General features: G+C 49.1%; 18 protein-coding genes and 1 tRNA gene. 3 read left to right on the top strand and 16 right to left on the bottom strand.

From position 1 onward, the window contains the following. Positions 1–4 precede the first annotated feature (4 nt). From LRP54_RS07940 to LRP54_RS07895, 10 genes are all read right to left on the bottom strand, one after another. Positions 5–544 carry a shikimate kinase gene (locus LRP54_RS07940; protein WP_231205206.1) on the bottom strand — a complete coding sequence of 180 codons (540 nt, stop codon included), beginning with the start codon at positions 542–544 and terminating at the stop codon, positions 5–7. Continuing rightward, positions 537–2,123, bottom strand: a complete 1,587-nt coding sequence (gene aroB / locus LRP54_RS07935) for a 3-dehydroquinate synthase (protein WP_231205207.1) — start codon at positions 2,121–2,123, stop codon at positions 537–539. Before aroB ends, LRP54_RS07940 begins: the two co-directional genes overlap by 8 nt. Then, entirely contained in the window at positions 2,123–3,346 is a 1,224-nt protein-coding gene (gene aroC / locus LRP54_RS07930; RefSeq protein ID WP_231235681.1) for a chorismate synthase, read from the bottom strand. The genes aroB and aroC overlap by 1 nt, the downstream gene beginning before the upstream one ends. A gap of 83 nt (positions 3,347–3,429) precedes the next feature. Beyond that, complete coding sequence (gene hisF, locus LRP54_RS07925; RefSeq protein WP_231235679.1) at positions 3,430–4,203, bottom strand: imidazole glycerol phosphate synthase subunit HisF; 774 nt, start codon at positions 4,201–4,203, stop codon at positions 3,430–3,432. A 169-nt stretch (positions 4,204–4,372) separates the two neighbouring features. After that, positions 4,373–5,356 (bottom strand): FKBP-type peptidyl-prolyl cis-trans isomerase, encoded by a 984-nt coding sequence (locus tag LRP54_RS07920; protein WP_231235676.1) that lies wholly within the window; start codon positions 5,354–5,356, stop codon positions 4,373–4,375. Then, on the bottom strand, positions 5,353–6,741 hold the full coding sequence (gene pafA, locus LRP54_RS07915) for a Pup--protein ligase (protein ID WP_231235674.1): 1,389 nt from the start codon (positions 6,739–6,741) through the stop codon (positions 5,353–5,355). The genes LRP54_RS07920 and pafA overlap by 4 nt, the downstream gene beginning before the upstream one ends. 1 nt (position 6,742) lies before the next feature. Beyond that, positions 6,743–6,922, bottom strand: a complete 180-nt coding sequence (locus LRP54_RS07910; RefSeq protein WP_231205212.1) for a ubiquitin-like protein Pup — start codon at positions 6,920–6,922, stop codon at positions 6,743–6,745. 124 nt (positions 6,923–7,046) lie between these two features. Then, positions 7,047–8,603, bottom strand: coding sequence for a depupylase/deamidase Dop (gene dop, locus LRP54_RS07905; protein WP_231235672.1), 1,557 nt, complete (start codon positions 8,601–8,603; stop codon positions 7,047–7,049). Further along, entirely contained in the window at positions 8,600–10,153 is a 1,554-nt protein-coding gene (gene arc / locus LRP54_RS07900; protein ID WP_231235670.1) for a proteasome ATPase, read from the bottom strand. Before arc ends, dop begins: the two co-directional genes overlap by 4 nt. Then, entirely contained in the window at positions 10,146–11,189 is a 1,044-nt protein-coding gene (locus LRP54_RS07895) for a tRNA (adenine-N1)-methyltransferase (RefSeq protein ID WP_231205215.1), read from the bottom strand. Before LRP54_RS07895 ends, arc begins: the two co-directional genes overlap by 8 nt. A gap of 81 nt (positions 11,190–11,270) precedes the next feature. On the opposite strand from LRP54_RS07895, the gene LRP54_RS07890 reads away from it, so the two are divergent. Then, positions 11,271–12,119: a RecB family exonuclease gene (locus tag LRP54_RS07890; protein WP_231235668.1), complete on the top strand. Its 849-nt coding sequence runs from the start codon at positions 11,271–11,273 to the stop codon at positions 12,117–12,119. 207 nt (positions 12,120–12,326) lie between these two features. On the opposite strand, the gene LRP54_RS07885 is transcribed toward LRP54_RS07890, so the two are convergent. Continuing rightward, positions 12,327–13,184 carry an undecaprenyl-diphosphate phosphatase gene (locus LRP54_RS07885; protein ID WP_231235666.1) on the bottom strand — a complete coding sequence of 286 codons (858 nt, stop codon included), beginning with the start codon at positions 13,182–13,184 and terminating at the stop codon, positions 12,327–12,329. A 63-nt stretch (positions 13,185–13,247) separates the two neighbouring features. Here LRP54_RS07885 and LRP54_RS07880 point away from each other — a divergent pair, with 63 nt between their 5' ends. Beyond that, positions 13,248–14,186 carry an aldo/keto reductase gene (locus LRP54_RS07880; protein WP_231235665.1) on the top strand — a complete coding sequence of 313 codons (939 nt, stop codon included), beginning with the start codon at positions 13,248–13,250 and terminating at the stop codon, positions 14,184–14,186. A 289-nt stretch (positions 14,187–14,475) separates the two neighbouring features. On the opposite strand, the gene LRP54_RS07875 is transcribed toward LRP54_RS07880, so the two are convergent. From LRP54_RS07875 to LRP54_RS07860, 4 genes are all read right to left on the bottom strand, one after another. Further along, positions 14,476–14,781, bottom strand: a complete 306-nt coding sequence (locus LRP54_RS07875; protein ID WP_231235663.1) for a DNA primase — start codon at positions 14,779–14,781, stop codon at positions 14,476–14,478. A gap of 26 nt (positions 14,782–14,807) precedes the next feature. Next, positions 14,808–15,905 carry an FAD-dependent oxidoreductase gene (locus LRP54_RS07870; protein ID WP_231205220.1) on the bottom strand — a complete coding sequence of 366 codons (1,098 nt, stop codon included), beginning with the start codon at positions 15,903–15,905 and terminating at the stop codon, positions 14,808–14,810. A 207-nt stretch (positions 15,906–16,112) separates the two neighbouring features. After that, positions 16,113–17,150 carry a GNAT family N-acetyltransferase gene (locus tag LRP54_RS07865; protein ID WP_231235662.1) on the bottom strand — a complete coding sequence of 346 codons (1,038 nt, stop codon included), beginning with the start codon at positions 17,148–17,150 and terminating at the stop codon, positions 16,113–16,115. A gap of 1 nt (position 17,151) precedes the next feature. Next, positions 17,152–17,838 (bottom strand): DsbA family oxidoreductase, encoded by a 687-nt coding sequence (locus LRP54_RS07860; RefSeq protein ID WP_231235661.1) that lies wholly within the window; start codon positions 17,836–17,838, stop codon positions 17,152–17,154. A gap of 175 nt (positions 17,839–18,013) precedes the next feature. Between LRP54_RS07860 and LRP54_RS07855 the strand changes: the two genes are divergently transcribed. Further along, positions 18,014–18,099: transfer RNA gene (locus LRP54_RS07855), tRNA-Leu, on the top strand. Positions 18,100–18,704: 605 nt separating this feature from the next. Here the strand turns inward: LRP54_RS07855 and LRP54_RS07850 are convergent. Continuing rightward, the coding region (locus LRP54_RS07850) for an MSCRAMM family protein (protein WP_231235659.1) at positions 18,705–19,167 on the bottom strand (463 nt) is incomplete at its 5' end.

Below are 19,167 nucleotides of genomic sequence, written 5' to 3'. Positions count from 1 at the left end.
AAAATTAACCGTCCAACATTTTACACGTATTCATCACGTCAAAAGCCACCTGTGTGATGGACTTCTTATTTGTATCTACACGGATAGCTCCAATGCGTTCACACGCACTCTGATGCGCACTCATCATCTGAGCTAACATTGCACGCGGAGCACCCAGACTTACAGGGCGCGGCACATTCATTCCCTCACGCACCGTAAGCGTTGAAATATCAACAGATAATTGCACAATATCAGTACCTGCGCGTTGAGCCCGATCAATAGATTCCACAATCGCAGGATCATGCACTTGAGAAGCACCTAAGGCGACAATCACGCCTTGTGTACTGATCGCATCCAAAGCAACACTTTGACGTACCTCATGCAAACGCTCATCGCCGGTAATAATGAGATCATGTATAGGCATATGTAGAACCTGACCTACACGTGTATCCACATCAATAAAAGTCACACCCGTATGCTGCGCAATATATTCACCAACAGCAGTTTTACCGCTACCAGGCACTCCCACGAAGATCAGACGAGCATAGGCTTTTTCCTCATACATGAATGAGTCCCACTTTACGGGCAGGTTCAGTAAGTTCTTCAGCGCTGACGCGGTACACGTGCGGATTACCTATCCCATCCAAAAGAACGAAACGGAGCTGACCAGAGCGTACTTTTTTATCATTAAGCATCACTGATAACACATCCGATAAAGAAGCGCCCTCATAGCAAACGGGTAGTCCGATAAGTGAAAATACGTGACGATGCAGGTCTACACTTTCACGGTCCAACACACTACGAGCACAAGCTAGCTCTGCGGCAAAAACACAGCCCACCGCCACGGCATACCCATGGCGCCACCGGTAATTTTCACAACGCTCAATTGCATGAGCCAGCGTGTGACCATAATTAAGGATTTCACGCATACCCAGCTCGTGTAAATCCTGCGAAACCACATCAGCTTTGACTCGTATAGAGCGTTCTACCAGCTCCATCAAAACCTCACTGTCATGCGACAGCATATCGGCACCATGTCGGACAATAAGATCCGTAATAACACCATCACGTATGAAACCGCATTTAGCTATCTCAGCTACACCAGAACGCATATCCTCCAACGGCAAAGTTGATAAGAAATCCATATCAACTATCACTCGTGTCGGCGTATGGAAAGAGCCGACAAGGTTTTTCCCCGCCTGCGTGTTAATACCCGTTTTCCCACCTACAGCAGCGTCCACCATTGCAAGCACAGTGGTAGGCACCTGAATGACATCAATTCCCCTCAGCCAGGTGGCGGCAACAAAACCTGCCATATCCGTGGTTGCTCCACCACCAACAGCAACAATTGCATCATGTCGACCTAAACGGATACGACCGGCCACATCCCATAGCTCGGTAACAACCTCAATATTTTTACCTGCTTCAGCATCCGGATGATCCGCACAATGAACCTGATACCCTAAAGCACGTAAACCCTCAGCTAAAACATGAGCTTGATGAAGCATTGAAGGCGCATGGATCAGTAAAATCTTCGTACACGTTGAACGTAAACCAGCGGCCACGTCACTGGCATCACTTCCACGCCCAATAATCACAGGATACGGTTTTTCCCCTCCCACATGAACAATGCGATGCGGGACCTGCACATGAGCATATAAACGCTCAGCAACCTCATCAGCAGGAGACGAATCAGAATATTCATGATACGTCGCTACTTGCGCATATAAGTCAGCACGTTCTTCACGTAAACGCCGCAAAGCCTCATCCGGATGATCTGCCAGCAAAGGCCGATGCGTTTTCCCTTGAGTGCGTCGCACAAGTTCATCATGATCTACGTCTAAGAAAACGACACTATGCCCACGCAACATATCACGCACAGCAGGATTGGTAACAGCCCCTCCTCCCAGCGAAATCACCGCATGAGAACGTAAAGCAGTCTCCACAGCCGCACATTCCATATCACGAAAAGCTGCTTCTCCTTGTGCAGCAAAAATTTCACGCACACTGCGCCCCTCACGTCTTTCAACGAGAAGATCAGTATCCACATGCGCGACACCAAGTTTTTTCGCCAGAATACGGCCCACTTTTGTTTTACCAGCGCCAGGTAAACCCACAAAAACAATAGGCAATGTCAGGAGCATTATGACCATCCTCCTAATCGAGTATTCACATGCTGCACATAAGCGTCTAAGTTACGTTTCATTTCATTGACCGACAGGCCACCAGCATGTTGGAATAACGCATCGGCAAGAACCAAAGCTACTTCAGCCTGCGAAATCACAGCAGCGGGAACGACATGGCATGTATCTGAACGTTGATGCAACGCTGTAGTAGCTTCTCCGCTTTCCACATCAACTGTGCGCAGTGCATGAGGAATCGTTGAAATTGGCTTAAAAGCAGCACGCGCAATAATGGGCTGCCCATTGGAAGTGCCTCCTTCAATACCGCCCGCATGATTTGCTGTGCGACGCAGGCTCCCATCATTTTCACGGATCAGCTCATCTTGAGCAGCAGAACCAGGTAAAGCTGCTTGAGCAAAACCATCCCCAATTTCCACACCTTTAACAGATTGGATTGACATGAGCGCTGCCGCAATACGCGCATCCAAACGACGATCAGCGTGGACATGTGAACCTAATCCCAAAGGCACATGCCATGCAATTACTTCAACAACACCTCCAACAGTATCGCCAGTATCTTTCGCAGATTGAATACGAGCAAGGAAACGTTTTTCTGTTTCCGCATCTAAAGTACGCACAGGTGAGTCATCTAAAGCTGAAACATCATCTGGGGTAGGTACGCGCTCTCTGGCAGCAAGTTCTTCACCAACAGAAACCACGTGAGAAACTAAACGAATACCTGCTACCTGTTCCAATAAGGCTTCAGCTAAAGCACCTAAAACGACACGTGCCGCAGTTTCACGAGCTGACGCACGTTCAAGCACATTACGTATATCAGTGAGGTCATACGACATTAATCCAGCCAGATCAGCATGTCCTGGACGGGGACGTGTGAGTTTCTTATTACGTGCAACCTCGCGTTCGTCTCCACTTCCCGCGTCAATGAGGAGAGCTTCAGGTGGGACAGGATCCGCAGACATCACTACTTCCCATTTAGGCCACTCTGAGTTAGCGATCTGGATTGCAACTGGGGCACCTGTGGTTTGCCCGTGGCGGATACCGCTCAGAATTGTGACCTCGTCTTTTTCCCATTTTTGCCGAGGCCCACGTCCCGCACCAAGACGACGACGAGCCAGCGCGTCACGGAAAGTTTCAGTGGTGACTTCCACTCCGGAAGGCATGCCTTCAATTGTTGCAAGTAAAACGGGGCCGTGTGATTCCCCTGCGGTCATCCATCTGAGCATGGTGTCAGTTTTTCATATCTATCGGCAGTGTTCTGGGCGCGTCCGATCAGTAGGCACAGGAAAGACAAAAAGCTTTCTCGCGTTCATAAGCGAACGGGGAAATGTGCATTTTTTAGGGCTTGTTTCACCTCATGAATATGTAAAAGACCAAAATGGAAAACAGAGGCTGCAAGTACCGCATCTGCGCCAGCTGCTGCGGCCTGCACGAAATCTTCACACCGCCCCGCGCCTCCTGAAGCAATCACGGGAACGGACACATGTTCACGTATGGTACGCAGCATATCCACATCAAAACCTTCACGTACCCCATCAGCATCCATTGAGTTCAAAAGTATTTCACCAACACCGAGTTCACATGCACGTATCGTCCATTCAAGAGCATCAATTCCTGTTGAACGTCGGCCCCCATGCGTTGTCACCTCATAACCGGACTGCGTGCACACACCCTGCTGACAACGACGAGCATCTACTGAAAGAACAAGCACCTGATTACCGAAACGATCAGTCACACGAGCGATCAGGTCAGGGTCAGCCAGAGCAGCCGTATTCACGCTTACTTTATCTGCACCGCGTTCAAGGAGGCGTGCCACGTCGTCAACGCTGCGTACTCCCCCACCTACGGTCAAAGGGACAAACACGTTTTCCGCAGTTGCAGACACGACCTCATACATTGTGGCGCGTTCTTGTACGGATGCGGATACGTCAAGAAAAGTTATTTCATCTGCGCCTTGCTCACTGTACAGTCGAGCGCGTTCAACAGGATCGCCTGCGTCTGTCAGATTCTCAAAATTCACGCCTTTGACGACGCGGCCAGCATCCACGTCTAAACATGGGATTACACGTACAGCAACTGTCATATGTGTGAGTGTAGTTGGGTTGGCACAGAAAAAAGAGAGCGTCCGGTTTGCGTCTTTCTTTCGTAACGGCAGCACGAAAGAAAAGCACGGAGATTTTTATGTTTATCCTATTTAAGTTTCCTGCTGCCTATGGCCTGTCCTCAGATTGTCTCTAAGGATCAGAACGTGCCTACCCTGATTCCTCAGTATCATTTGCTGGTTCGGCTGCCAAAATATCGACAAGCACGCATAAAGTGTCGTCTCCGTAGGCTAAATCCGGAGGAATTGTGATTGCCACACGGGAGCCTACACGTTGATCGACTAAAGCTTGACGGATCCCCGGCATTGCCTCACCTAATCGCAGCATACGCGGTACGCCGGTACTCCATGTAGCATCACGGACAATCCCATCTGTCCAGCCTGTTGCAATAAATTGCACAACTAAACGATCATCAAGTTGTACTTGTGGCCCGTAACCACGAATCAAAGGGTGTGCGGTTACATTATCTGGAGGGGTTTCTCCGTGACGAATAATCGGTCCTTCCGGTGCAATAGTTACATCCATCGGGCCTGTTGATACGTCAACGTTACTTCCTTGAGCAACTGTATAAAGAATGTCAATAACATCAATTTCAATGGGCGAAGCAGATTCCGCGCGTTCTTCTTCACTGAGGTAACGCACGTATAACAGTCGCGTTCCTTCTGTTTTCCCTACTACCGCACGTAAGATTTCTTGATCGAAAACTTGAGTGCTTGCACGCCCCAAAGTTATTTGTGGCCGACCATGAGGTGACAAAATACTGCCATCACGACCATCAAATGCTGTGATTGACAATAGAACCGGTGATTCTTCCCTGATAACGCGTCCCATGCCGCGAGTAAGAACCTGACGTTTTGCTCCTGTGAGCGAAATAGTTTCACTCACTGTGAGGACCGGAGTAGCCCCCACGCGCCCTGATACTTCAATTCCATAAAAGCTGGTAGGTGATTTTTGTGTGCTCTGCGCAGCATCATATGTTTTATGAGTAAATATGGGTAAGAGGCGCACAATCCCAAAAGTAACTGCGGCTGCTAATAGGAGCACACAGATAATACCGGCATGCCACACGACACGTCGGTATGTGCTTTGTTCTTTCGCATGTCTGCCAACATTGGGGCTGTGTTGATTCATCATGCTGGTAAAACCGGTGTTGAATCAGTGATATCACGTATCAAAGCATCCACGCGCACGTCTTCACATGCGAATGGGTCCTGCAAAGATAAGGGCTGCGCATTACCGTATTCTGGCCGTATATGTACCCAATCTGCTGCAAGATCCACATGCGCATCTTGAGCGGCACCAATGATTTTTCCACGCAGATACGCGCGTGTCGTCAGGGGCGGTGTACGGGTTGCTGATGCGACTTCTTCATCGGTGCTCAGGCGCTTCATTAACCCTGTTTTTTCCATTCGATCAGCCAAGCCGCTCGCAGTGATGTCATGATAGGACAGGTCTAGTCGGGCAATACGTGGATCCGAAAGTCGGCATCCTGTGCGTGACATATAGGCATCAATCAGCTTTTTCTTTATGACATGGTCCAGTTCAGTATCTACCTGGGTCCAATCATTTGTATCTAAAGCATGGATTGCACGATCCCACAGGTCCACAACATATACAAGTAACGATGTCATTTCTTCTGCTGGGCATCGGCGCAGGACTCGTTCATATATTTCGCGTTGAATCTGTGCTGCCGTCATTGAACGCCCATCAGCGAGGTCAAGACGTACTTGCGTGTTATTCCCCGTATTGAGTTGCCGGATAGCACCCATAGGATCTGCCAAGGCGAGGTCCTCTAGGTGGATTCCTTCTTCAATGGCATCTAAGATGAGCTGTGTCGCACCAATTTTTAACGCAGTTGTTGCTTCACAAACATTCGTGTCCCCCACAATGACATGCATACGACGGTATGACGTGGAATCTGCCAAAGGCTCATCGCGGGTATTAATGATAGGGCGTGAACGTGTCGTCGCAGAAGAAACAGCATCCCACATGTGCTCAGCTCGTTGTGATGTGCAATATACTGCGCCTGCCGGGGTGCGACGAATGTATCCTGATCCTACTAATGCTTGACGCGTAATAAAGAAAGCAACAAGAGCGTCAGCGACTTGCCGGAAATCTCGCCTGCGGTGCAGCAAATAGTTTTCATGGCATCCGTAGGAATTTCCTTGTGAATCAACGTTATTACGGAACAGGTACATGCGTTCAGGGCGACCGTGTTCTTCTAATCTGCGGTCAGCTTGTGCGGCAAGATCAGTAAAAAGGCGGCTTCCAGCACGGTCTTGTGCAAGTAGATCGTCAAGGCGATCACATTCAGCAGTTGCGTATTCAGGGTGAGAACCCACGTCAAGGTACAGTCTGCCGCCATTACGTAAGAACAGGTTCGTTGAGCGATACTGTTGGATAAGCGGAGTAAAAAGTTCACGCGCAGCCTCATCGGCATTTAATGAGGCAGGTGTTCCATCCAGTGTCGCAGCGGTAAGCCCGTACTCTGTTTCTATACCAAAGACGCGGCGTTTCACCTTACTGGCCACCTTTCTGAACGAATCCTTGAACGAATTGCGTGGCATTACTTTCAAGGACTAAATCAATTTCGTCCAGAAGGGCATCAATGGGTTGTACTGTTGCATTTACTTGTCCGTTGAGGATCTCCCCTTCGTCCTCATGCGAGGGGCCACCACCATGTGCGCGTAATTGTTCCACTGAATTATCTTCCTTCTCTTTGTTCTTTTCTGCTACTTTTCATTAGTTTTTATCTGAGAGACTTTACCTTGCCTCTGAAATAACGCAAAGATAAAAGTACGAACTACCGAATAGTTACGGCCTCTTATGCTGGCAAGTCAGGTAAGTAGCGTTCTATGATGGCCCAATCGACGCCTTCAGCCTGCGGCAAAGGAACACGAATCAGGTCAGCACCTCCCGAATCGAAAACAAGGGATGTCCACGATGCTTTCACTAAATCAGGACGGTGAGCAACTGCTCGACCGCGTATATATGCGCGAGTATTCGATGGTGGTTCCGTTACTGCTTCACGTACTTGTTCTAATGTGAACATGCGTCGTACACGGCCAGCTTCTTCTAATTTTGCTACGAGGGAACGCTGCGGCCTCATATCAGCCCACTGCAAATCCATTGCCGCTAACCGTGGATCATCCCATTGCGCGCCTAAACGTTCTTTTTGACGGGAAAGTAACTGGTATTTCGCTACCCATTCCACTTCAGGAGCAACAGAAAATAGATCACGTTTCATACGGTCAATAATGTCTTGCCATAATGTTAATGCGTGTGCTGATTCTGTGTCCGGCTCAATACCAAGCCGTTCATAGGTGGCACGCACTAAATCCAGATAGGTTTGTTGCATATCCACAGCAGTCCACGAAGCGCCACCTGCCGTTGTCATACGGTAATCAATATGAGGATGGTGGCTGACTTCCCATGTCGCTTCTACCGGGTCATCTAAAGCTAAAGCTTCCCATTCCAGACCGATCCCCTGCTCGATAGCCCATAAGACTAACGAGGTTGTAGCGAAACGCAGGTAAGAAGAATAGTCAAAAAGGTTCGCATCTCCACCGATAACATGCAGACGACGAAAACGGGATGGGTCTGCATGTGGTTCGTCACGCGTGTTGATAATAGGACGGTTGAATGTGGTTTCTAGTCCCACTTCATTTTCAACGAAATCTGCACGTTGCGATATTTGGAAACCTGGTTTTTGTGAACGCTGACCGATGCCTACACGCCCTGAACCGCATAAAATCGGTCGGGTCACCATGAAAGGCGTAAGTCCGCGAATAATGTCCTCTAAATCAACGTCACGTCGTACTTGATAGTTTTCATGTGTTCCGTAGGCCGCGCCTTTTCCATCTGTGTTGTTTTTTACGAGGACAATTGCGCCTTCTGGCTCTTGGGTAAGTTCAGCCATCGCGTCGCATGCAATAAGTTCGCCTGCACGGTCCCATAAAACAGCGTCGCGTGGGCCAAGTGTTTCAGGGGCAGAATATTCCGGATGGGCGTGGTCCACATATACTCGCGCACCATTGGTCAAAACAGCCGCTGTAGCAGCTGGGAGCGCCAGTTCTTCGGCTCGTGGACGTGGTACGTGTTCTTCGCCGCCTGATGGGGCTAAATGGTACGGGTCGTCTGTCAGTAAAGAAGGGTCTGCTGCTGCGCGTGTCATACGCATTCCACGTAGGTCATTCAGTGGATCTTCTGCAGTGTAATCCCATCTCACAGGAGCAGAGTCTGCAGCAGGTGTTTTTTGACGTGAACGCCTGGCAAGGGCGCGTATCGTTTGGGTTGATAGGAGTACGGGATTAGCCCACGTATTTCCTACTTGATAGATACCGAATTCGGTTTCTGTTGCGATGATACGATTCACGCTCATTGTGTGGTCCTTATAGGTCGTAGTGCAACAACTTCAGCTTCAAGTCCTATGGTTCTGGCCCATTCAGTTGCTGAGCTTGATGCTGCTACATCTACTGATTCACCTTTTTCTTCTTCTATTCCCTGTATCAGGTGGTCACGGTGCAGACCGTAAGAGGAATTGGCAAGGAAATCTTTGATGGCATATTTTTTTGCTCGCTCAACGATTCCTGCGATAAGTGCTCCAGATAGGACATCTGCAAGGTAAATGGTGAGTGTACGCCCATCGGCTAGCTCAGCTTCACGCAATGCCATATCGTTTGTGCGTGAAAATAGTCGTTCAACTGCTGCTTGGATTACGGCTTCGCGTGCAGCTTCTGGAGTGCCAGCGGCAGCTATCTCATCAGGATGTAGCGGAACGGTTGAACGTAAGTGTTTGCTGAAGATTTCAACAGCGCCTGCACGATCCGGACGGTTCACACGAATACGGACATCTAAACGTCCTGGTCGTAAAACAGCTGGATCGATCATATCTGCGCGATTAGAAGCGCCAATAATGACAACATTTTCTAAGGATTCAACTCCGTCCATTTCTGCAAGGAGCTGAGGAACAATCATTGTTTCAACGTCGGAGGAAATACCTGAACCTCGTGTGCGGAAAAGGGCTTCCATTTCGTCAAAGAATATGACAACTGGGACATTACCTTGGGCGAGTGTGCGGGCTCTCGAAAAGATCGCACGTATATGGCGTTCAGTTTCACCAACGAACTTATTCAGCAACTCAGGGCCTTTAATGGACAGGAAGTATGCTTTTTCAGCATGGTCACCTGAAAGTGAGTGGGCAACTGCTTTAGCTATCAATGTTTTGCCTGAGCCGGGTGGTCCGTATAGCAAAATACCTTTGGGAGGTCGAAGCCCGAAACGCTTATACAGGTCAGGATGACGAAATGGTAGTTCAATCGCATCACGTACCTGACGTATTTGCTCATGAAGACCACCGATGTCGTCGTATGTGACGTCGGAGATTTCGGGGGTCAGCATTTGTTCGACATCTGAACGAATGATGCGTTCTAAAGCGATACCTGCGCGCATGTCAATGACAACGCAATCACCTGAGCGTAGATTTCCGTGTCGTAAAGGGCCAGCAAGTTCAAGGAGGATTTCTTGCCCGTTTTCTGCCGCAACAAGTAAGCGGTCGGGTTCAACAATTTCACGAACAACACCGATTGATCCCGTGCGAGCCATTGCGTCTGCTGCTATTGCAATCATTTTGTCATCGAGACGTACCCACTGTCCGACGCTCAGATTTGTGATGTTCAGATCGGGGGCGGCAGCAACACGCATACGCCGTGATGCAGACATGACTTCAATTTGTTGTTCGCTGACATGTGCAGCTAAAAAGATAGCCATTGTATGAGGAGGACGGTTCACTTGTGTCAATTGTTCTTGCATGTGTACAAGTTGTGAACGTGCTGTGGTCAGTGCTCGTGAAAGGCGTTCATTTTTTTCTTCAAGGGAAGTAATCATGCGTCCTTGTTCACTGATACGAGCAGAAAGAACATCCTCATTCATCGTCTTTCCCTTCCACCCATGCTTGAGTTTTAGCTGAAAGGTCACGGCGTACTTTACGGATTTTCTTTGGGCTGCTTATCCGTGCTCCTACGGCTTCATCGCTCCAGTTTTCTTGGTCATCCCACATGCCTTCTTTTCCATCAGCACCCGGTGAGGGGCGTGTATGCCGCTCTTGTGAGCGCACTCCGGGGGCAAGGCGACGAGTGGTTACTAGGAAACCTGTATGCGCCACCATACGATGGTCTGGCCTGACAGCAAGACCGTCAAGGTGCCAGCCGCGCGCCATAGTTTCCCATGCTTCAGGGTCAGTGAAACCACCGTAGGAACGGATATCTTCAACAAGGCGTGACATTTGAGTGACTGTGGCAACGTAACACAGTAAAACTCCGCCTGGGATCAGGGCGTGGGCTGCTGCGTCTAAGTTTTCCCAGGGTGCCAGCATGTCAAAAATAATGCGGTCGATACTGCCCTCATTCATCGCACATAGTTCATCAGCTGCATCTGCAATACGTAGATCCCATGCCGGATGGGGACGTCCAAACCATAGGTCAACATTTGCCCGAGCAATATCCGCAAAATCTTCACGACGTTCAACGGATATCAGATGTCCGTGTGTTCCGACAGCATCAAGCAAAGCTAAGCTGAGGGCTCCCGAACCGGCTCCTGCTTCAAAGACGCGTGCCCCTGGGAAAATATCAGCATAGTGAATGATTGTTCCCGCGTCTTTTGGGTAAATGATGGCGGCTCCGCGTGGCATTCCCATCACGTAATCGTGACGTAATGGGCGAAGCACTTGGAATTGTCGGCCTTCAGGGGTGGTAATTACTTGACCGTCAGGATGACCGATCAGATCGTCGTGGTTAATTCCTCCACGATTAGTTTGGAAATATCCTCCCGCAACAAGTGTGATCGTGTGTAGTCGCCCTTTGGGGTCTTTAATTTGTACTCTGTCGCCCTCACGAAGGTTTCCTCTGCGAGTTTCTTGCCCTATCGGGAATGTGGGGCGCAGGTTTTCAGGAGTTATCTGTGTGCTCATCGTATTGAAGTTTATCGCTGTGTCCACATTCTCTGCTTGTCAGGTTCGCCACTGTTAAGGGTTGCCACTACCGTGGTATGTATGGCACGTACAAAGACATGGGAACCAGCCTTGTCAGCATCGCGGGCAAAGGAATATCGTCGTTGTCCGCTGCAGTATCGGCTGCATGTGGTTGATGGTTTCACCGATCCACCAACTCATGCCACAGCGATGGGAACACTGATTCATAGTGTTCTTGAGGATCTTTTTGATCTGCCTGCGCACGAACGCACGGTTACATATGCGCAAAAATTACTGTCGGAGCATTGGCAGAAAACCTGCGAGGAAACCCCTGAAGTACTGTCTTTATTTCCTGTGACAGACTTGCAAGATGATCCTCTTGCTCAGGTGCGCTCGTTAATTTCCTCGTATTTTGATATTGAAAAGCCTCAGCATATTTCACCTGTTGCGCGTGAGTATCATGCGGAAGCTGTGACTCCTGGCGGTGTGCGTTTGCGTGGTTTCATTGATCGCATTGACCGTTCACCTGAGGGGCTTTTGCGTGTTGTTGATTACAAAACAGGGAAAGCTCCTGCCCCGCGTTTTGTCGAAGATGCCTTGTATCAAATGCGTTTTTATGCACTTTTGCTTATGTTGAAGGATCGTTTTCCCGCGCGTTTGCAGTTAGTGTATTTGCGTAGTGGTCGTGTTCTCACACTTGATCCGGAACGTGAGGACATCATTCGTTTTGGGAAAGATGTTGAGACAACATGGGCCTCCATTGAAAAAGACGCGCATCAAGGCGTATTTACTCCTCGACCTAATCCTCTGTGTCAGTGGTGTGGGGTACGTTTTGCATGCCCTGAATTTGGTGGTGTAGTTCCTGAGCTTTCTGAAGAAAAAATTACACGCCTCCTCAGTACTCGAATATCCACCTCAACAAGGACGTGAGGTACGTGAAGTAAGGTTTTTCATCACTTCACTGCGATTGTGGCTTTCCGTGCCCTTCTCCTCATTTTTAGCGTCCTCCCCTGCTTGCTTTTCTCCCTCGCTTTCTGTTTCACCGGGAAAATATGAAGCTGTTTTCTTCCGATCAGCACACAATATTTCTTTAATTTGTGCGCAATACTCGTGGACGATGTTTCACATATGCACCCTTTAGCTCACCATTGCATGTGAAGTGGCTTCAAGTATTCCGCTTGTCAAAAGGATGGCCAGCACAGCAGCTATTGCCAATCGGTACCATACAAATACGGAATACGACTGTGTGGATACTAAACGAAGGAACCATACAATCACAATCCATCCAACAAGGAAAGCTACAAGTGTGGCACCAATCGTTGGGGCGACATCAACATGTTCTCCACCAGTGAACACTTTTGCAACCTTATACAGGCCTGAAGCAAAGACTGCTGGCATTGCTAAGAGGAATGAATACCGCGCGGCAGCTTCACGCGTGTATCCCAGCGCTCGCCCCATGGTGATAGTTCCACCGGAACGTGAAACACCTGGGATTAAAGCCATTGCTTGTGCGAAACCGTACAGAACAGCGTCTTTCCATGTCATACGTTCCAATGTGCGAGTGCGCGGTGCCCATCGGTCTGCAAGTCCTAGAAGCGCAGCGAAAAACGCCAAAGTAAAGACGCTCACCCACAGATTACGGAAAGTGGTGTCAATCCAATCTTCAAGCAGTAATCCGAGGATACCGATAGGGAGTGATCCAACAATAATCATCCAACCCATACGTACGTCAGGATCAGTAGCGGGGACGCGGTTTTCTTTTGGCCCAATTGGTAAGGCTCGGAACCATTTCGATAAAATACGGGCGATATCTTTCCAAAAAACGATGAGGACAGCGGCTTCTGTCCCTATTTGAATGATTGCGGTAAAACCTGCACCAGGATCAGTAATACCTGTGAGTTCGCCTACTATACGCAAGTGCGCTGAAGATGAAACGGGCAGAAATTCAGTGAGTCCTTGAACTAAACCCATGATAAGTGCATCAAGCCATGTCATGTCTTTACTGTATTCCCTGTCTGCCTCCATGCTGAAATACGCTGCACAACGTAAGGTGGCTTTATGGAAATTCGTCAGTGCGGGAAGTCGGGTTTGTTTGTCTCGGCCCTGGGCCTTGGAACGCTTACGTGGGGACGCGACACTGAGCTGCATGAAGCAGCTGAGATGTTGGAATTTTTCACGGACTCCGGTGGTTCTCTTGTGGAGTGCGCGCCGTGGCATGGTGATGGTGCGGCTGTTGATGTTCTGGGGCATTGTGTGCGCACGATAGGACGACATCGGCTGATTTTGGCTTGGCGTGGGGGTTTACGACGAGGTGAAGGGGGTGTGGCTCGTCCTTCATCTTCGCGTGGCGCTATGCTGGCGGGTTTAGATGAGGCTTTGGAGCGTTTAGGGACAGATCATGTTGACCTGTGGTTACTCACTCCTGATCTGCAAGTCCCGTTGGAGGAAAGTCTTGAGGCTTTGGAGGTGGCGTATCGTTCTGGTCGTGCGCATTATGTAGGCCTCGATCACCTCAGTATGTGGGACACAGCACAGGCAGTATGGGCGGGGCAGCACGGTACTTATCCACCTATCAGCGTGGTGGAGCAAGAATTTTCTTTAGTGAATGCGCATCAGCAGGCAGCGTATATTCGTCAATCATATGAGGCAGGTCTTGGGGTCTTTGCTCATTCGCCACTTGCCGGCGGAGTGTTGACAGGTAAGTATCGTCATTCGACTCCTCCTGATTCACGAGCAGCTTCAGAGCACCTTCGCCATACAGTTACTGATTATGTGACAGGTTCACAGGGGATAGTAGAGGCGGTGGCACGTGCTGCTCAGGGGCTTGAGCGTTCGATGGCTGATGTGTCTTTAGTGTGGGTGCGCGATCATCCCCATGTGACTTCAGCGATTATCGGGCCGCGTACAGCACGTCAGTTAGAGCAGATATTGTCTTCTTCTTTATCGCCTTTACCTAGCCCTATTCGTCGTGTGCTCACTGAAGTGGCTGATTGCTGATTGTGTTGGCACGGATTGAGGAAATTTATTCGCCTACCCTTCACGCATATGAGCCTTTAAGGGAGCAGCTACCTGTTGGGCTGAGCAGCAAAAGCGCTCTTATACGTATAAGCCTTGGTTCCTGTGCAGGTTAGGAAATAGTCATCAATCCAGTTGAAATACCCTCTTGTAGTGTCTAACGCACAGGATTGCGCTCCGGAGTGAACTTTGCGCGTCTGAAGATATGAAATGAAGCTGATCCCAGTTATGAGGTCAGCTTCATGAGTAAAAATTTCTTCAGAGGAAAACTTTAGTCGATGTCCATATCGTAAATATCGAGGTCTTCACTATCGTCAAAGTCTTCATCGTCTAGTTCGTCGTCGTTTTCTTCATCTTCCTCGTCGTATTCCTCATCGCCTTCATACATGTCGAAAGGTAGTTCTACATCAAAACGTCGGAATAGGACATCGTCGTACAAGAAGAAAGCGTCACGTAGAGCAGATTCAGCCTGTTCCAAAGCACGTTCATCAAGCCTGTCCTGCGCGCATGCCACATCAAGGTGATGTTCAAAGGCTTCGATCAGGTGGTTTAACGCATGACGTGGATCTGTGCTCATAGTCACATCTTACCTTGTTCCTAGAGTTACGGCAGGTTTAGTTGTGCGCGAATAACTGACACCATGAGGTCTGCACCTTTAATTTCTGCTGTCTCATCTGCACCAAGAATTCGCGTATTTCCTTCATCATCCAGTAATTGTGAAGCACCCATCCGCGGTCCTAATGGGAGGATCACCCATTCTTTAGTCGGACGATACACGTTTTCTGGTTGCTCTCCGCGAATCTGAGCAGAAATATTCGCAATAACTACTCGCGCTTGCTGGCGGGCTGCATCTGCGCGTTTTGATTCACGCACATCAGTAATATCACCTACAGCATAAGTATTCGCATACCCGTTCACCTGAAGGGTTGGTTCCACTCGAATTGTCCCATCGGGGTGCAGAGCTTCTTCATAGGATGTTCCTGCTAAGAAACCCGAATTTGCGCGAGCACCGTAGCATTGGAACCAAAGATCCGCTTGTATTTCTTCACCGTCCACCGTTTGCACCGTAAAATGCCCTAGCTCACCCACATTAAAAGGCGGAAGGTAGGCCAAACTTGATCCTGTGATAAGGCGAATACCAAGTTCAGCAAGCTGAGTCTTAATTTCTTCGCGTAGTTTCGGTGAATACCCTGGCGTGGATAAAATATCTTGTTCTTTTTCCACGATTGTAATGTTTAAGTCAGGGTGTGTTGCCGCAAGTTCACCGGCGAATTCAATGCCCACAGTACCACCACCGACAAGCATGACAGAACGTGCAGCACGTAAATTTTCGTGCAATTGTTCCAAACGAGCTTGCGCCACTTGAGCACGAGAGGACGAATACTTCGCTGGGAAGGGGTAGGTAGAGCCTGAAGCAAGCACCACATAGTCAGCCTCAATAGGTTCACGTCCGTACACGTGAACAGTGGTTCCTTCAACCCGTGACACAGTTCCTTGAATGAAAGTTCCGTGCGTGAGCAGGTTGGAGTATGGCATGAAAATGGAGTGTTGCCATGTTTCTTCAACTGCAGCACGTAAAGCAGCCGCATGGTGAACAAAACGATCTTTTTGTTCTACAAGGATTACTTCCGCTAAAGGATCCAAACCTTTAGCTACTGTTACGCCTCCGTAGCCGCCACCGACAACAACAATGCGAGCCATTGTGGGCCTCCATTTCTTACTCGTATGTATCATCGTCTCATTAAGTGCGCATATGCACCATGTAAAACACCGTGTGCAGTGTCGCACTTTCGTGTCACACGATTTTTCCAACGAAAATAATGCCTGTTTTAGCGCCTACATCCTATTTTCAGGGTGTCTAAAAATTTCACACGGCGCTGTTTCTTCTTTCTGAATGTATTCCTCGTGTCATTCGTCCAGTTTGAGTGCTCTGCGCACATTCGGTGGGAAAAAATTCGGGCCTTTGAGGACTTTCCCATCTTCCCGCAGAAGAACAGAACCATCGGGCATAAGTTTCGACAGGTTCGACGCTTGAACCTCATCAAGAACCGCATTTAAGTCAATACCGCTTTCTAAAGCCATCCCATAAATCACGTAAACCAGGTCAGCTAAAGCATCCGCAGCTTCGACAACGTCATGCGTATGATCGGATATTTCTTTTGCTTTTGCAGATGCGTCCTCAATGATTTTTCGAGCTTGTGGGCCGTAAACTGCGCCTGTAAGTTCAGCGAATTCCTCACTGATAAGCGACATTCTCATATCCAGACGGTCAAAATCTAAGGTAGGCCGCTCCCCTTCAGCTACACGATTTGGCATTGAGTAGGTCGTATGAAATTGGGTAACTAATTGTGCTGGGCGTGTCGAATCGTATTCCAGAGCAGGTAAACCAATTTTTTGAGGCCCGTCCCATGGGCTTGCTGGTTCTCGACGGTCTTCTTTTAGTAGGGAGGCTACCCAAAATTTACCTGCATCGCGCCGCGTAATTCCTTCCCGTTGGAAGCCGCATCGCCAGACAGGTTTCCATGAACCCCAGTTTCCTACATTCGCAAACCATTCAATGCGTGTGGCTTGAAAGTGATCAAAAGCCGTGGCCACAGCTAGGCGAACGGCTTGCGTCATAATTCCTCTACCCCATTGATCGGAACGTGTCATGAAAGCTATTTCAAAGCAATGAGGAATACGTGCGTGACTGAACAGGTTAATGCGTCCAAGGAGTTCACCCGTTTTTCTACATGTAATAGCCCAATCTGGCTCACCTTTATCCCAAGCATCAGCAACTTCGTTCAGGTGAGAGTAAGCCATTTCTTTCGTGTAAGGCCACGGAATAGTTGTTGTCTCAGCAAATCGTGGGTCTTGGAGGATTTCATAGAGTTCCTCAGCGTGTCCTATGCTCATAGGTACGAGGCGAATATTTTCCCCCTCAATATTTACTGGCGTAAAACCCATGTCATTGTTCCTTCCGTGAACGGGCGTGTTTCCACGCTGTATCGCAAGCGTGACGTAACGCTGTTGTTGTCTGCATTCCTTGGAGTACGAATGTATTATCAAACAGCAAGGTAGGGACAGAATCTATTCCCATGTGCATAGCAAGCTGGTATTGCGACCAGACATCATCAGCTGTTGCTGGGTCCGACAAAGCAAAAACTGCATCCTGTGGGGATATGCCGATATCTTGTGCGCATCCGATAATGACCTCAGGGTCAGCAATATTTGATCCCATCTCAAAACGTGTACGAAAGATTGCGTCGGCGAATTTCAGAACTAATGTGTCTGGACCTGTGTTTTCTCCTGCTTCCCAGGCTGCGATATGTGATTGAACGAGTACGCGGAAAGCAGCGGTTCCTGGAGCAAGAATCATGGAATCGAGGTCGAAACGGATACCTTCTGCGCGTCCTAATGCCATAATCCGATCGCGTAGGGCCAGCGCTTCAGCGGGTTGCATATCTTCATTTTCAATGAGGGATTGTACCCAGGGCATGTCGGTTACTTCTTCTTGTGCGGGGTCAAGAAAAAATGGGCGCATAGTGACTTCAACTTCGTCGCGGTGAGGAAAGTCTGCAAGCACCCGACGTAAATGTCGAAGTGTGAGATATGACCATGGGCAGGTGAAATCTCCCCACATTTCGATCTGCATGAGGCGTCCTTTTCGTGAGTTCTCAGCTTTTTTCTTATATTTTGCCGTATTTCAGCTATTTATGATGTCAGCTCACAGACAAAATATGCGTTGTGAGCTCAATTTGGTATTACCCCCTCTTTTCATGCTAGACTCGTCTGCGCTTGGAACAAATTGTTTTGTTTCATCGTCATCTGCGCGGGTGGCGGAATAGGCAGACGCGCTAGCTTGAGGTGCTAGTCCTCGTATTAGAGGGTGGGGGTTCAAGTCCCCCTCCGCGCACGAGGAAAGGCTCTGTGAATGTGAATTCACGGAGCCTTTCGTTTTTTCGATCTCTTTGGGGTCTATTGGCCAAAGCGGGCCTATTGGCCAAAGCGTGTTGGTTTTTGGGTTGTTTTTTGTTGCTATGAAGCCCGAAAGTGGGTGTTGGACTCGTTTCGGCTCGAGTTTTTGGTTGGTCATTTCGTGTTGGTTTTGTCCTGGTTTTTTATTGATATTACGGGGCAAATTCGGTGTTGGAGTCGGCTTGGATTGAGGGATGGGAAATCCACGATGCAAAATCTGCGGTGGTACAACTCAAAAATAAGGCCCAATTCAAGCTGATCGACCACGATTTCTCTGTCCATCATTACCGATATTCTTCCGAGGGGTCAGTACTCACGTGAGTCACTTGTAGCCCATAGCCCCCTTCACTTGTTTCCGTAACATGTAGTGCATTCAGAAAATAGGCTACCGGCCCAAAAGGTGTGAGGGTATGCCCTTCAGTCGAAACCGCGTAGCCTGAGTCAAGTTACCGGCCAGAAACATGTGTGTGAAAGAAAAAGAGGGATGCTCCCCTTTTTAGGGGAGCATCCCTTTCCCGCACGCGCGCGGGGTTTATGCGGGGTTTATTGTGTAGCTACCCCGTTCACACCGTGTATGCGTCGTGTGCGTCGTGTGCGGGTGGTGGTTATGAGTGTCAGGCCAGCTAGTGCTGTGCTTGCGGCCAGTACCCAGATGAGCGGCATAGCGCCGGTCATAGCCAGAGCGCTCTTACCGATCTTGACCGGGACAGGCTCATTGACTATCACGCCGGCATCTACTGTCACATCCTGCTCGCTCACGTTGACTGTGCGTGTTTCCTGGTTTAACAGGTAGCCATGCGGGGCATGAACCTCACGTAGCACCCACTGCCCGTACAGGGCAGCAGAAAAACGCACAACACCATCCGAGCCGCTGGTCGCGCTCAGCCTTTGCCCGCTTTCTTGATGGACAGCTTCAAAAACAGCGCCAGCAAGACCATGACCCGCCTTGTCTTGTTTACGCAGGACAATATCAGCACGTATCGGAGTATTTTCCACGTCTTCTACC

Origin of the sequence: Schaalia sp. lx-100 (assembly GCF_021083625.1) — a bacterium.
GTDB lineage: Bacteria > Actinomycetota > Actinomycetes > Actinomycetales > Actinomycetaceae > Pauljensenia.
The sequence above is the reverse complement of the archived record's forward strand: the minus strand, read 5'-3'. Positions and strand labels throughout refer to the sequence as shown.